This window comes from Methylobacterium sp. R2-1 (assembly GCF_014191355.1).
Taxonomy (GTDB): domain Bacteria; phylum Pseudomonadota; class Alphaproteobacteria; order Rhizobiales; family Beijerinckiaceae; genus Methylobacterium.
Genome location: NZ_JACHWM010000006.1, coordinates 219,436 through 234,311, shown reverse-complemented (window position 1 = coordinate 234,311; position 14,876 = coordinate 219,436). Strand labels below are relative to the sequence as shown.

At 66.1% G+C, this 14,876-nt stretch carries 9 protein-coding genes; 3 read left to right on the top strand and 6 right to left on the bottom strand.

The window, feature by feature from the left end; translation table 11 throughout:
• Positions 1-370 precede the first annotated feature (370 nt).
• The gene (locus FHU13_RS11010; protein WP_183435889.1) at positions 371-3,577 is read right to left on the bottom strand and encodes an exodeoxyribonuclease V subunit beta; all 3,207 of its coding nucleotides are present in this window, start codon (positions 3,575-3,577) and stop codon (positions 371-373) included.
• Entirely contained in the window at positions 3,574-5,748 is a 2,175-nt protein-coding gene (locus FHU13_RS11005; protein ID WP_183435888.1) for a PD-(D/E)XK nuclease family protein, read from the bottom strand. The genes FHU13_RS11010 and FHU13_RS11005 overlap by 4 nt, the downstream gene beginning before the upstream one ends.
• A 1,960-nt stretch (positions 5,749-7,708) precedes the next feature.
• Between FHU13_RS11005 and FHU13_RS11000 the strand changes: the two genes are divergently transcribed.
• Positions 7,709-7,990 (top strand): hypothetical protein, encoded by a 282-nt coding sequence (locus FHU13_RS11000; protein WP_246714606.1) that lies wholly within the window; start codon positions 7,709-7,711, stop codon positions 7,988-7,990.
• A 31-nt stretch (positions 7,991-8,021) separates the two neighbouring features.
• Here the strand turns inward: FHU13_RS11000 and FHU13_RS28560 are convergent, their stop codons facing one another.
• From FHU13_RS28560 to FHU13_RS10985, 3 genes are all read right to left on the bottom strand, one after another.
• On the bottom strand, positions 8,022-8,156 hold the full coding sequence (locus FHU13_RS28560; protein WP_183435961.1) for an HNH endonuclease: 135 nt from the start codon (positions 8,154-8,156) through the stop codon (positions 8,022-8,024).
• A 36-nt stretch (positions 8,157-8,192) separates the two neighbouring features.
• A protein-coding gene (locus FHU13_RS10990; protein ID WP_183435886.1) for an IS3 family transposase occupies positions 8,193-9,304 on the bottom strand; the annotation gives its coding sequence in 2 pieces (ribosomal slippage) (positions 8,193-9,055 and positions 9,055-9,304; 1,113 coding nt in all).
• Between the two features lie 1,028 nt (positions 9,305-10,332).
• Positions 10,333-10,947, bottom strand: coding sequence for a hypothetical protein (locus FHU13_RS10985; RefSeq protein WP_183435885.1), 615 nt, complete (start codon positions 10,945-10,947; stop codon positions 10,333-10,335).
• Between the two features lie 134 nt (positions 10,948-11,081).
• On the opposite strand from FHU13_RS10985, the gene FHU13_RS10980 reads away from it, so the two are divergent.
• Positions 11,082-11,843: a response regulator gene (locus FHU13_RS10980; protein WP_183435884.1), complete on the top strand. Its 762-nt coding sequence runs from the start codon at positions 11,082-11,084 to the stop codon at positions 11,841-11,843.
• A gap of 153 nt (positions 11,844-11,996) precedes the next feature.
• Here the strand turns inward: FHU13_RS10980 and FHU13_RS10975 are convergent, their stop codons facing one another.
• Complete coding sequence (locus FHU13_RS10975; RefSeq protein ID WP_183435883.1) at positions 11,997-12,251, bottom strand: hypothetical protein; 255 nt, start codon at positions 12,249-12,251, stop codon at positions 11,997-11,999.
• A gap of 472 nt (positions 12,252-12,723) precedes the next feature.
• Here FHU13_RS10975 and FHU13_RS10970 point away from each other — a divergent pair, with 472 nt between their 5' ends.
• Entirely contained in the window at positions 12,724-14,529 is a 1,806-nt protein-coding gene (locus FHU13_RS10970; protein WP_183435882.1) for an alpha-amylase family glycosyl hydrolase, read from the top strand.
• The last annotated feature ends 347 nt before the right edge of the window (positions 14,530-14,876 follow it).

Below are 14,876 nucleotides of genomic sequence, written 5' to 3'. Positions count from 1 at the left end.
CTGCCGACCATGGTCCGGATTGTCGCGGCGCAGACCTCGCGCCGGCCGCTTCAGGCGTCACCTCGCCGTCCTAGATTGCGAGAGTGGCACGAGCTAGAACGCCTTGGACCTTCCCGCCGACGGGGAGCACCAGAAGCGCGCACGACGTCCGGGCTCTCCAGTGTCCGCGAAGCTCCTCGAACAGTTCGAAGCCGATCCGGCGATAGAACGCCCGAGTTCCAGCATAGGCCGGATGCGACAGGCTGTCCGCGACCGTCTTTACCGAGAGTAATTGGATGCTGCGCTCGGAGGCCCATTTCCGGGCACATCCGACGAGTGCCCGCCCGCCTCCCTGCCGGTGACAAGCGGGCAGGATGTGAACCGTGCGCCCTTACGGTACCGCTCCTCGGCGCCGGCCGTACGCGGACGCTCCGCGATGAAGCCCTGCCGTGCGGGCCGCAGTCCCGCAACGAAGTTCCAGGATCGCGCCGGCGAAGGGCAGGTGCACGAACAGCCCGATGCATTCCATGCCTGTCGTCCGGGTCACGGCACAGGAATACAGACGCAGCTGCGAGCCGTAACCCGCCGCCTTCCTCTCCCAGAGGCCTTGCAGGTCGGGAAGGCTCTTGTGGTCGATGACAGCGAAACGCCTGCCATCGTCGACCAGGACGTCGACGCGTCCGGCGATGACCCGTCCGCCAAGCTCCGCGTGAACCGGCACCTCGCGCCGGATGTTGGCCTGCGGGAAGCGATCCGCGAGGAAGGTCCACAGACGGTCGGCAGCCGACACCAAGCCGTCCGGACACAACGAGCCGGCGACGCTCCAGCGTTCGACGACCATGCGCGCCCGCTGGCGCCTCGCGGCGGGGTTGGCCCCGATGAGATCGGCTGCCAGGAAGGCGTGGACCGCCTGCCCAAGGAGGTCCGGGGAAGCTTCCCCGCCTGCCTTAACGCGCCCGCCCAGCTCATGCGTGGCCACGACGGTGTAGTGGGCCGCCGACGTCGCCGCGCTGGGTCTCACGCGCAACGGTCGCAACCGTCTGCGCGCACGTTCCGGCGCCAGGAACGGCACCTCCGGCGCCGATGCCGCGGGACGTGCGACCGCCCGGACCGTCAGCCGCCGCGCGGGGTGCCGGCGGAAGCCGGCACGGATGGGATCGCCGTCCCGGTCAGGAAGCGAGAGATGAGGTCGGTCGGTCGTATCCAGCACCGATAGCCAGTTGGCGGGCCGGGAGCCTTGCCGGACGAAGACGAGGTGATCCCGTGCCCGTGTCGCCCCGACGTAGAGCAGGCGCAGGGCTTCCTCCCGGGCCGTGGCGGCGGCCCGGCGCCCGGGCTCGCTGGCCCGAGCGGCCGCATCGAGCAGGAGGCCTCGCGTCTGCCTGCCGTACGGCCACGGCCAGAAGCGCAGCCACCTGCTCGCGAGTGGATCCCGCCAGTCGACCGGTGGCTCGGACTCTACACACACACCGAAGGTTCGCGGCGACGCCCTTCGCTCCAGTTCGGTCATGATGACCATCGGCCATTCCAGGCCCTTGGCCCGATGATATGTCATCACCTGAACCGCGTCCGGGTCCAAGCTCCGCGGGCACATGAGGGTCCGACCAGCCACCCAGGTGATCAACCCTGCGACGGTCGCGGCGGAACTGAGGCGCGAACACTCCCGCTCATAGGATCGCGGGACCTCCCGAAAAGCCTCGAGATGACGGAGACGCGCTCGCGCGTCGCCCCAGCGACAAACGATGTCCACGATGCCTGTCGCCATGATGAGCGCGTCCACGACCTCGCAGGGCGTCATGGTTGCGTGCCCGGCACGAAGATCCTCCAGGACGGATGCGAAGGGCACGAGCGCGCGCAGGGCGGTGGGATCGTCCTCCGCGACCGCCGCGAGCCAGTCCGAGGTCGCCGCGGCGCCGCCAAGCAGCCGGGCCATCTCGGCCAGGGCGAGATGGTCATCGGCATCCGCGACCCAGCGAAGCGCCGCCATCGAGAGTTCCACCTCCGGTGTCGCGAGGAGGTCACCGCGTTCGACGGCGACAGGCACCTGCAGCGCGGCTAAGGCCGATGCAACCAGCTCGACCTCCGCGTTGCCGCGGCACAGGACGGCAACGTCCCCGGCCCGAAGGTCTCGGCCCCCGTTCCGGCCGCGAACACGCCAAGCGCCCGCGTCCGCCAACGCCGCGGCGATGCCCCCCGCCAGCCCTGCCGCTCGCTCGCACCTGTTTCGACCGATGACCGACCACACGGCGACGGCCTCGGTGGGCAGACCGATGTCGTCGCGCGTGCATCCGGAGAAGCGCGTGCCGGAAGCCGGGAGGCCCATCGCCTCGAAGGCCGGCGAGAAGGCATCGTTCACGAACGCGCACAGACCCGGGCGGCTACGCCACGACCTCGACAGGAATCCGCAGTTGCCGCCCGTCGCAGCGGCGGCCTCCCGGCAGGCCGCGAGGGTCAGGGCCGCGTCCGTGTCACGAAACCCGTAGATCGCCTGCTTCGGGTCCCCGACCCAGACGCTCCTGCAGGCGATCCGCGCCAACTCGGTGAATATGGCGACCTGAAGCGGGCTCGAGTCCTGGACTTCGTCGACCAGCACCATCTCGATTCGCTCTCGCAGCCGCGCCTGCGTGTCAGGTCGCCTGAGAATCTCCAGGGCCAGCGCCTCCTGGTCGGTGAAATCCATGAGCCCGTGGCTGGCCTTGTAGGCTTGGTACGCCGTAAGCGCCTGCGCCGCGCAGGCGAAGGTCCCTTCGATGAGCTCCGCGGCCTGACGGCGAAGGCGGGGATGGCTGGAGTGCGCCGACGCGATGGAGGCCAACCCGTCGAACAGCCGTGCATCCTCGCGCGCCGCGCGCGGGTCGGCGAGCTTCGCCCACAGAGGCCATGGCATGATTTCGCCGCGGTCGCTTCGCCGGACGGCCTCCCTGGCCGCCTCCGCCGCATCAAGGCTGGCGGCGCGTAGGGGCGTCGCCGCGATGGAGGCAACGGCCTCTCGCGCGGCCGCGCCGAGGGCGGCGTCGAGTTCCGCCTCGCTTCGGTTCGAGGCCGGAGGAAGGAGCTCCATAAAGGTAACGGCGGACCGTTCGGCCGAGGCATTCAGATGATCGGTGTCGATCCCGTAGGCGCGGGCGAGCTCGACGATCCGCAGCACCTCGTTGCGCCAATCGACCCTTCCTCCGGCCAGGCCGAACGCCTCCGCCAGCGCGTTTAGACGTGGGGCATGCACGGCGATCGTCCGGTCCGCGGCCATGGCGAACGTGGCGCGGACGGACTCCTCCGGGATGATCTCGCCAGCCGGTGACCGCCCAACCTCGAAGGCGAACTCGGAGACCAGCTGCCCGCAGATCGCGTTGACCGTTCCGACCCGCGCGCCGAGCAGGCGGCCCGCTTGCTCGGCCATGCCGTCCGCCACCAACCTGCCCCGGGCGCGCTCCATGAGCTCCTCGGCGGACTTGAGGGTGAACGTGGTGGCCACGATCCGTTCCGGCGCCACGCCGCTGGCAATGGCCTCCGTGATTTGGCGGACAAGGGCCGTGGTCTTGCCCGTGCCGGCGGACGCGAGCGTGGTGTCGACGCGGTTGAGGGGTCTCGACTGGGTCATGCGGCTGTCCTTTTCGAGGGGATGCGGCACAGCCTGCTCAGATCACAGGACACGCAGGCGTCCCGATCACCGGCGAGTACCCGATCCAGGGCGAGGTCCGCCCCGCCACCGAGACCGCTGGCGAGGCCGATCCCGTGTCGGGCCAAGCCGATCAGCGCACGCCAGTCCGCGGCCACCGCCTCCCAGGTTCCGTCAAGGTCTCGGAGTGCGGCCACCTCCTCCGTCGCGAGCGGCGACCCGCTTGTGGACAGGGCGATGCGCTGCCGGAGCAGGAAATACGCGGACGGGGCCCCGCGCCCCGCGGAACCCAGGAGACGGCCGTAGGTCGCGAGCTGGATGGCGCGCCCCTCGGCAAGCTCGATCCGCCGTCGCGCCGCGCTGCGCGACCACTTGAGATCCACGGCTGCACGGCCACCAGCGGGATCACGCACGACCACGTCGACCCGGCCGACCAGGCGAAACCCCCCGGCGTCACCGGCGCAGTCGACCTCGGTGCCCTCGATGGCCATACCCCGGGACTGGAGGTGAGCGGCGAGGGCGGCCAGGGCCTCCGGCATGCGCTGCCGGGCGTGGGCGAGTTCCGCCGCTCGACCGGGCAGCAGGAGAGGCGCGGCGGTCCGCTCGACTAATCCATCGAACTCCGCCCGTGCACGGGCTCGAACCGAATCTGGATCCGGAATCGTCCCGGGATCGAGGACCGCACGGGCCAGCTCATGCGCGAGGTTGCCGAGCAGGCGTTCGCCGTCGGGAAGACCGGCCCTGCTGCCCCGAAGGCCGACGACATGCCGCAACAACCAGCGGAACTGGCAGCCTATCATGTCCTCAAGCGAGGTCGCGCTCTCGCATCGCCCCCGGGTCCGGGCCACGAGCGCCCGCGGCAGCTCCCAGACCGCCTGGGCCTTCGGCAGCGCCACCACGTCGGCGGCCGCTCGCGTGATCATGCGACCAGCGATCCGCACGTGCCTGCGAGCGAGGAGTCGCTCCGCGGGAACACGGATCGCCTGCTGCCCGACCTGCGTCGTGAGGAGGGGGGCGAGCTGGTGCGCGAAGGGGTGGCGAGCCGTCTCGTCCCCACACTCGGTTTCCGGCCTGACGAACAGCAGCGCTTGGCGGGCATGCAGAGCGACCGAGCGCCAGTGCATCTCGTCACGACGGGCCGCCTCGACTGGCGACTCGGGACGGCAGCCGGACGCGGCGAGCGCCGCCAGTTCGGCCTCGTCCCAATGGCATGGTGCTGGCCGGCTGCCCCCTCGCGCGAACCGCCACCAGACCACGCGGCTGGCAGGCCTCCACAATGCTCCCGGGTCGGCGACCGCTCGGATGCCTCCCACCTCGGCGCATCGTGCGGAATCCGACAGGTCCTCAATGGCTTGGAACAGCATCTGGTCCATCTGGCGGCCCGCGACGGTTGCTTGACCGAGCATGGCGAGCGCCGCTTCAAGGCTCCGTGTCACTTCGACGAGACTGCGTCGGAGAGGGCCATGTTCTACTTCGCTGGCCGCGGCCGCCCATCCGGCGAGCCGACGGCAGATCGCGAGGGCGATGTCCGTTGGCACGCCGGACACACGCTCGAAGCGGCCGACCTGCACCCAAGACTGCCACTCCTCAAGCAGTTCCCTGCCTTCATCGGCCTCCATTCTCTCACGCAGCCCGGCCTCGATAAGGGCCCAGGCCCGGGGCCAAGCTGCGCCGCCGGTTCCCGGCTCTTCACGCAACGCAGCTGCCAGGTGGCCTGCCGCCCAAGGCGCGATCGGCGAAAGGGGCAGCGTGAGGAACTCGAGCAACTTTTCGGGGTCGAGGGGCTTCCAAACCACGGCGAAGCACAGTGCGATCACCTGGAACCCACTTCGGAGGGGGGAGGGCGCCGAGAGGCCGAGAACCGGCAGCCCGCGGCGTGCCAAGGCTTGGTCGAGCAGGGCGGTGTCGCCATCCGACACGACGACCGTTCCGCGTCCTGCGTCCGGATCGCTGGCGACCCACTCGGCCACGCACTCTGCAGCCAGTAGCGCTGTCCCGGCTTCGATCTCCACGACCGTTCCGTCCCCCCGTAGGCACTCCCGGTGTCCGTCCGACAGGAACCGCTGGAGAATGGCGAGATCGGTTCCGGCCGCGGGACACGGCACCGCCTCGACGGGATGCACCGGGACACCCGCGGAACGCAGGGCGGACATCAGATGCCTCCATCCCGGCGGCAGCGAGATCTCCTCCTCGATCAACTCGACGAGCGTGATCTCGACGCGCTCACCCCGGGTTATCGCCCATATGATCTCCCTGAGGCGGTCCGCTCGCCCAGGCGGAAGGTCGGGCCCGGACAGCTCGGCGTCTGCAAGGTCCTTCATTCGTGAAGGCCAAGCGGCCATCCCAGCGCGGGTCGGTGTCCAACCGGCCTCGACGAGGCAGTCTCGCCATTCGAGCAGGTGCCGGGCGGTCGACCACGGATCGACAGCCGACGACGCGGACCAGAAACGTGGCGCGCCGACGCCGGCATGCTCCATCTTGGACTGCCATGCGGCGACCCGGAGCAGTGACGGAACGCCAGACCTTGTGAGGCCCATCTGCGTCGCCAGCAAATCCAGGAGCCCGGTTGGCCCGACCACCGCCGCGCCGACGGCACTGCCGGTGCCCGGGGCCTCGGGGTAAGACCGACGGTCTGCCGCCATCCCGAAGACCAAGTGCATGGTCCCTCCTCGTCCTCGGACATGCTCGCGGAGCGATAGCCGAACGTCACAGTGCTTCGGCCGCCCCTCGCTCAGCGGCGGGCATCGCCACAGTCATTGAGTCAATGATTCATTCAGATAGTGATTTATATTCATCGAACAAGGGGAATGGCGGCGGCAGAGGCCGAATTGTGCCATCGGTGCCAGGGTGAAGCGGCGCCATGGTTACCGACGCGTCAGAGCGAGTCGCGCCACGATCCGGACAAAACGTCTTACGTCGGTGGTCGCCGGGGCGCTCAAGGCTCTCCGTGACCTTCCTCCTCAGGTTCAGCGCTGGACATCCACGGCTTCGGACAGGTGCCGCCGCCCCTGGTTCCTGACCCCGGGATCAGATGCCTGGACTTGGTCAGCGCGACCTCGCCGAGCTTGCCTTCGCGCTGAGGCAACCTCGCTCCCGGGCAAGGTCGCCACATACGCCTGGATGCCGCCAATTCAAGTTAGTTGAACAACCAACGATTACAAACACTTACGCGACAATGTCGTGTTCTTGTCGCGTCGGCGCCGGGAGCTTGTAGGCCCGCTTGCCCCGCCGACTGATGTCCGTGGCCTCGATGGCAGGCATCGCGGCGCCTGCTCGTGCCGCCCGCGACGCCTGAGGAGCCTTAGCAGGCATCGGTTCGATCGCCGTGCCGAACGAAGTCCGCTCCGGTAGCTGAGCTACCGCGTGGAGAGCGGTGGAAGGAGAGACATCTCGACCACTGGAGCCGACAGCGCTGATGCTCGGCTTGCAGTTAAGCCTTTGCCGCACTCGAAGGCGCCCGCTCTGGGGCAAAAGCGCTCGGGGACAGGTGCCGCCGCTCTCCGGGCGTGAGCAGGCCGTGCCGGTTGAGCTAGGCGGCCTGTGCCTCGTACAGTCAGAGCGGCATCAAGGGCGAGTTCCTTGAGCAACTTGGCAAAGGCCATGCGGCTGTCGCTCTCGATCGCCACTTCAGGCCGCGGCCGGGAGCAATCGTACTTGTCGACGAAGGTCAGGCCTTACTCGCTAAGTACCTGGAGCGCCTGCACTCTCCGATCCCATGCTTCGCCCGCAAGAGTGAGCAGTCGGACGTGGTGCTCCTACTTCTCGAAGCGCCCGGCGAAGTGATCGAACCATGCACGGGTTGCCTTATCGAGGTGCCGCGGGGCCTTCGGGATCGCTCTCTCGATCATGCGTAACCGCCTCCAAAATCCCACCTTTGAAAAAACGAGAGAAAATCGGCGAATGGGACCCTGTGCGATGCAGGCCCCCTAGCCTCGTAGAGTTCGGAGGCCCCTACTTCGATGGTTGGTTCCGACATCGTCGGCCGCAGCGTCCGAACAGCACTGACTCCGAAGCGGCTTCGTGGCAGGGATGCGCACCGTGCGATTGTTCTATCGTCGCTGAATCAGCGAACGCCAGCGGAGCGGGCGGACGCTTATGATTTGGGCAACGAGGTTGATTGACCGGGCCAATGTCCCTTCCGTCACGTTCCTCTTCCGCGAACAAATTGCTTCGTTCGACCCAGGCCGACAGATGATGCTCATCAGCGTCGATGAGGAATGGCCGATGATCCGCTTATGGGTTGCCCTTCCTGATCCGGCACTGCTGACACCCTATTACGGCTTTGTGTCCTGCCCGCGTCGTGACGTGTCCTGCCCGCGTCGTGACCTGCCAACAGCACCAGTTCTGCTGGCTGGCGATCCCGCTCGCTTCGAGCAGATGTTCCACGGCGGTTGAGTCATATCGATCCAGTCAGCTGAGGCTGACCTCACCGCAGTCCAAGCCGCCGCGCTCTGGCATCCACCGTCTTTAGGGTGTGGCACGAGCCGCACCGGAGGCGGATGTTCGCCTCATCCAGCCCGACACCATCATCCCGAAGCTTCACGACGTGGTCGCAGTAGATGCATGTCCCCTGACCTTGCCCCCTGTTTGCCCCCGTTCATAACCAGAGTCTGTTCTGGTTCTGGTCCTGTTTGGACCGGGTTGCAAACGCGTTCGGGGTGAGCCCGCCGAGGCTCGTGTGAGGGCGGCAGGTGTTGTAGTCGACCCGCCACGCCTCGATGAGGGTCCGGGCCGCCGGCAGGCTCCGGAAGAGATGCTCGTTCAGGCACTCGTCGCGCAAGCGCCCGTTCAAGCTCTCGACAAAACCGTTCTGCTGCGGCTTGCCGGGCGCGATGTAGTGCCACTCGACCGCACGCTCTTCCTGCCAGTGCAGGATGGCGTGCGAGGTCAGCTCGGTGCCGTTGTCCGAGACGATCATCAGCGGCTTGCCCCGGCCCACGATGATCCGGTCGAGTTCGCGCGCGACGCGCCGACCGGACAGCGAGGTGTCGACCACCAGCGCCAGGCACTCCCGCGTGCAGTCATCGACCACGACGAGGATGCGGAAGCGGCGTCCGTCGTCGAGCGTGTCGGAGACGAAATCCAGGCTCCAGCGCTGGTTCGGCTCCTGGGGCACGGCGGCCGGCGCTCGCGTGCTGAGGGCTCGCTTGCGCCCACCCCGCCTGCGCACTGACAGCCGTTCCTCTCGGTAGAGCCGGAACAGCTTCTTGTGGTTGAGCGTGAGGCCCTCCCGCCGCAGCAGAATGAGCAGGCGCCGGTAGCCGAACCGGCGGCGCTCGCCGGCCAGGCTGCGCAGGCGTACCCGCACGGCCGCATCGTCACCCCGCGTCGAGGCGTAACGGTACGTCTTCGGGGCCACCCCGATCAGCCCGCAGGCGCGACGCTGCGAGTAGCCCTTCTCCTCGATGGCCCAGCTCACGGCCGTTCTCCGTGCGCCGGGCGTCAGAAGTTTTTTCCCAGCGCCTCACGCAGCGTCGCCACGTCGAGCATCGCTTCGGCCAGGAGTTTCTTGAGCTTGCGGTTCTCCTCGTCGAGCGCCTTCAGACGCCGCGCGTCCGAGATCTCCATGCCGCCGAAGCGCGAGCGCCACGTGTAGAACGTCGCGTCGCTGATGCCATGGCGGCGGCAGATCTCAGCCACCGGCAGCCCGGCTTGCTGCTCCTTCAAGATGCCGATGATCTGCTCTTCGCTGAACCGGCTCTTCTTCATCGTCCGTCTCCTGCTCGACGGACCCTAGCTTCAGAATGAGGGCAGACCAGGGGGCAAGGTCACCCCGTGCGCCCGCAGTCCTCGCAGGGTAGCCCTCGCTATCGGGTCACGCGGCCTCGGAGGGCTCGCTACTCCGGCGTCTGGCAGAACCCTTGGAAGAGCTCGCTGGCCTTCCGCCCCTCCCAGGTGCGGGCCGGGGGCTTGGCCGTGCGGCTGTCGAGCATGGCGAGGCGGGATTTTATAGAATCCAGCTTCGCCATTGTTCCGCCAACTCAAAGAGCCGCTCAGTCTACAGTTCGCTCGCAGGACCTGGATTAGGATTTAGGAATATATATATCTACCATCCTGACCTAAAAATATGTTGAATGCCCCGAAAAATAATATGACTGCGAACCGCGGAACGCGTTCTGAATGCCAGGGTTTTTTGTGTGTGAACTGGAGATCTCGGCATGGGTAATCCGACAACCACCACTCAGCCCGGCACCAGCGGCAATGGAACTATTCCTGGCGGCAACACTTCAGGCGGAAGCGGCCGCCCCGGCAAGTAGATACAATATGATAACACTATTGTAAATTCTTCGCCCCCTATATAGGGGGCGTTCTTGTTAAATACGACTTCGATCGTCTCAGACTATAGAATTTTGCTTAAGCGTTGGTGCATTTAGTGCGGCGTACGACGCCCAAACGTGCCGCCGATCATTCGCGACCATCGCATTGAGTGCGTCGAGAGCGGGCGGCAACCCAATCGGATTACGCTCCGCTCTCCGAAGCAGTTCGGCCAACACATCGCCCCGCCGCCCAGTGGTCATGTGCGCCATGGCCTGCAGGCATCGAAGCCGCGCCGTCCGTTCCCCGGCCTCGATCCTGTCCGCGAACGGACCCCATCGATCGATCGCGCTCTTGGCTTTTCCGCTCCGCGTCTGCTTCGGTGAGGGACTGGCGAATCATGGCAGACCACGGCGCATTTCCTAGGGAGGCCCTATGCGCGCGCGCCCATGCTGCCACGTTGGGAATCTGCGCCGTGGTGGTCAGATCGGCTCGTTCGCAGCCGTGCCGGGCGCGATCCACCAGAGGTCGCCACGCCAATCCTTCTTCAGGCGGGTCCAGCGCAGCCGTTCCGTCGCGTCCGCGATCCGGCGTTCGTAGGCGGTGCCGATGCGCGCATCGTCGAGCCCGAGTGCGCCCCGCACTATGCGGCTGACGGTCGTCCGCTTCTCGCCCGCGAACCAGTTCGCGATCGTCTTTTCCCAGGCGTCCACCTTGAAGCGGGCTTCCTGCTCGGGCTTGATGTGCTTGGCCTCAAACGCGGCATCGGGCCACCATCGCGTGCCCTGCCGGTAAAGGTGGACTGCCTCCGCGAACAGATCGGCCCGGTCGCGATGAAGCGCCTCGGCATCGCCGACCTCCTTCGGCCGGGTCGAGTCGCCCTCGTCGGGCAGGGCGCCGAGCCAGGGATGGGCGGCGCGGGCGTGCTTGGGGCTGCGGCCGACGATGAGCTTGCCGACCGACGACGACAGGCTCGGCTCCGGGCAGAGATCAGCATGGTAGAGCGCCGCCGGCATCCGGTCGAGGCACGGCCCCGGCACGGGCCCCTCGCCATGGTCGAGGATGGCGGGCATCGGTTCGCATTCGATTTCAGTCATAAGACGATTCCGCCGTTGCGTGGCTCCCAGCGCAACCTTCTACCTCTCACACAGAGGTAGCGCTGGACTTGGACTGCCGGGCCACATATTGAGAATGGTAGAAACGTCATCAGATTAGATTGAAGAGGCCGGTCGTGGCGACACCCGAAGGCAATACTACTGCCGGAATCATAACCGCCGTCGCATCTCTAGTATCAGCATTGGCTTGGCCTGTACTTGTCGGCATAATTTTTTATGCAATGTACAGCGGCTTTGATACGATAACTGAAAAATTCGAAAAGTTCATGAGGGGAAAAGAGTCTGCAAAAATTGGCGTTTCGCCGAGTGGCGGGTTTACTCTAGAAGTTGTTCAGCATATAGCAAGCGCTTCCGCCAATGCAGTGATTGAGTCAGCCAAGAAATCGTCAACAGGAGCCCTTAGCGAAACACAGGTCTCAGAGGTATCCGCCAGCGCTACATCAGCCGCAATATCACTGACGCCGAACGTTTTCGATCCACAGAAACGGCTGAGTGTCTTATGGGTCGATGACCATCCTGAAAACAACATTGATTTGCAGTTCGCATTCCAAGCACTAGGCATTATCGTAATCTGCATAGATAGCAATAACGGAATTGAACAAGCTTTTGAAGATGCGTCGAACTTCGATGTGGTTATAACTGACATGTATAGGGACGGGCTTGCAAATGGCTCACGCCAAACGGATGCTGAGGCCGGCATGAAAACCGTCGAAAAGATTCGCTTAAGCCATCCGAGCGTTAAAATAATCATTTATGCAGGAAGCTGGTCAGCCTCTCATCGCTCCGATTATTTGCAGCCGCCGGTCACCCTCATTACCAACTACCCGCAAGAAGTTTATAATACTGTTGTCGATATGGCCAAGATCAAGGCGCGGTAGCTCAATCTTAGAGACTATGGCGCTGGAACTGGACCGCCGGTGACGGCTCGCGCGGTGTTAAGGTCTTAGAGCTGCGGCTGCCATGATCGGCGAGCAGGTTGCAGAGCGCTGCATAAAGCAGAGCCGGGGAGTCGGCCGCGGGCATGTCGCCGGTCAGCGCGGCCCAGGCCGAGAACAGCGCCTGCTAATAGGCGAGCGTGAGGTCGAGGTCGTCATCCCAGGCGCGGCGGCCGCACCGACGAGGCCGGCGGCCATCCAGTGCGGGGCGATGGCGACGATGCCGTCCGCTGTCGCGCCGGTGCGAACGTTCAGGCCCCAATCCGCCATCAGGTCGCGTTTCAGAGCGGTGCGCAGATCGTCTGACAGGTCGAGGCATGCCTGAAGATCGTCCCAGACGTGCCACGGCACGGCAGGTGCGTGCCAGCTAGCGGCGCCCGGAAGGGTCACAGTGGCCGACCTTTGAGGCGGCCGACATAGAGGGGCAAGGCAAGGCCGCTCAAGGTTCTCTCCTGCTTTGGGAACGACGAAGCGCCGTGGATGGCACGGCGCTGGCGCGGTCGTGCAATCGGAAAGGATGGGTGACTGGATGGTACCTCGGGCAGCTTGCCAGGATCCGCGACGCGGGGACGGTTGGCGACGGCCCGATTGCCGATCTGCGCAGTCCCGTCCGGACCGCGCCTCCGACTTAAGTGACCGGCGCCCTGCCGGGGTCCCCCGTCCGGAACCCCGCAACCAGGACCAAGCACGAATCCTGGCCGAAACATCGCACAACGTCGGTTCCGGTGCGAAACCTCCTTGCGGGCGCCAGCAAAGTCGGCTTCGCTGGCTTTCGCGAGCCGACGGATGTTCGCACGTGCCTACCTAGGCAACGGAGGGTTCGATGGCCGCCTCCATCCACTCTGAATCGGTCCGGGCCGCCCTTGACTCGGCACACAACCCATCAAGTCGCATGGTCCGGGTCGACGATATTGATACGCCGGTACCAAGCCCCTTTCCGTCGCCCGGAGACTGGCGGGACCGCTGGATCTACTTCGCGCTGGTCGACCGCTTCAGCAATCCGGATTCGCCGCCGACGGCACTTCCCTGGAACAGTCCCTGTAGTCGTTTCCAGGGCGGGACCCTGGAGGGGCTGCGCACGCGGCTGGGCTACCTGCAGCGGCTAGGCGTTGGCGCGATTTGGATCAGCCCCGTCCTGCAGAACTGCCAGGGCCAGGACGGGACCTATCACGGCTACGGCATCCAGCACTTTCTCAAGGTCGATCCCCGGTTCGCGTCCGACAAGGCAGATCCGGATGGCGAGTTGCGCCGTTTCGTGGACGAGGCCCACGCCCGTGGCATGCACGTGATCATGGACATCGTACTGAACCACGCCGGCGACGTCTTCGCCTACGTGGGCGACGACGGTGTCGAGAGAAGTACGATGCCTTGGCGGGACGCCAGTTACGCGATCCGCTGGCGCGGGGCGGACAACAGCCCGGTGGCCGCCTGGTCGGATGCCCCGGGCGAGGCCGGGCTCAGCGAGAAGGCCGCGGTATGGCCCTCGGAGCTTCGCGCGAACGCCGCTTTCCGCCGGAAGGGCAAGGGAGGCGAGGGGGGAGGCGACTTCGAATCGCTCAAGGAGTTCGTCAGCGACCGACACGACGTGCGAGCCGCGCTGATCCGCTGTTACCAGCACGCGGTCGCGAAATGGGACATCGACGGGTTCCGCATCGACACCCTGAAGTACGTCGAGCCCAACTTTGCCCTCACGTTCGGGAACGCGATGCGAGAGTTCGCCCTCGAGATCGGCAAGCGCAACTTCTTCACCTTCGGTGAGGTCTATGACGGCGAAGAGAAGATCGCGGGTTTCGTCGGCCGGCGGACGAACGATGACGGGGACATGATGGGCGTCGACGCCGCCCTCGACTTCCCGCTCTTCTTCCGGCTCCCCTGGGTGGTCAAGGGGTTCGCGCCCCCGACCGACATAGCCGCGGTCTACGAGCTGCGAAAAAAGATCGAGGCAGGGATCATCAGTTCGCATGGGGAGGCGAGCCGATACTTCGTGACCTTCCTCGACAATCATGACCAGACCGCCCGCTTCCTCCCCGCCGATCCCGCCAATCCCGACCGTTACCACGACCAGTTGGTCGCCGGGCTGGCATGCCTTTTCGCCCTTCAAGGCATCCCATGCCTCTATTATGGTACCGAGCAGGGGCTTTGCGGGGCCGGCAGTTCCGACCAAGCGGTGCGCGAGGCGCTCTGGGGAAAGCCCGGGGCGTTCGACGAGGACGCAGCCCTGTATCGGAAGGTGCGCGAGCTGGCCTTGGTGCACGCCGCGAATCCGGCGCTGCGCTATGGGCGCCAGTACTTCCGGCCGGTCTCGGGCGACCGTGTGACGTTCGGTCTGTCGGCCTGGGCCCCCGGCATCCTGGCAGTTTCGCGGATCCTGAACGAGACGGAGGTGGTTCTCGTCCTGAACGCCGACGTGTCGAGCGCAGCCGATATCTCGATCCTCGTCGATGCCACCTTGAACGAGGCCGGGTCAATCTACGAGACGGCCTTCTCCAACGTCGGACACGCCGGAACCCACGCCGTTGAGGAGACGCTCGCCACGGTGGTCGGCAGCGGACTGCCGGCGGGTCCGGTGAGATCGCTGCGCATGTCGCTCACACCCGGCGAGGCGCGGATCGTCCGGCCCGTGCGGTGAGCGGCCGTGCGGGCACCGGCAAGCGCGCCGCGACGGCTGCTCAGGCTAGGATGGCCGCCGACGGCATCTCGACGGGCAGCCAAACTGCCAGCGGCCGAAACCCGATTCGGACCCTCTCGCGATGCCCGCGCCGTCCTCACTGACAGAACGGCCGGGCGTGTGGCACAACCCGTGCGTCCGACAAGGACGGCTGCCACCTCCGCGATAGAACCTTTCATCCTCCGTCGCGGCGCTTCTGTTTGTCGACGGTTCGCCAACGAGGCGCGTTTGGCCCGAAACGGCCGACCCCAAGCCGGTGGAGCGCCCGGTCCGGTTGAGGACGTGCTGCAGAGGTTTTCCGACCGGGC

Coding starts and splice junctions, on each gene's coding strand:
- FHU13_RS10985 (WP_183435885.1), bottom strand. CDS start 10,947: ATGACTGAAATCGAATGCGAACCGATGCCCGCCATCCTCGACCATGGC.
- FHU13_RS11010 (WP_183435889.1), bottom strand. CDS start 3,577: ATGACCCAGTCGAGACCCCTCAACCGCGTCGACACCACGCTCGCGTCC.
- FHU13_RS11005 (WP_183435888.1), bottom strand. CDS start 5,748: ATGTCCGCCCTGCGTTCCGCGGGTGTCCCGGTGCATCCCGTCGAGGCG.
- FHU13_RS10970 (WP_183435882.1), top strand. CDS start 12,724: ATGGCCGCCTCCATCCACTCTGAATCGGTCCGGGCCGCCCTTGACTCG.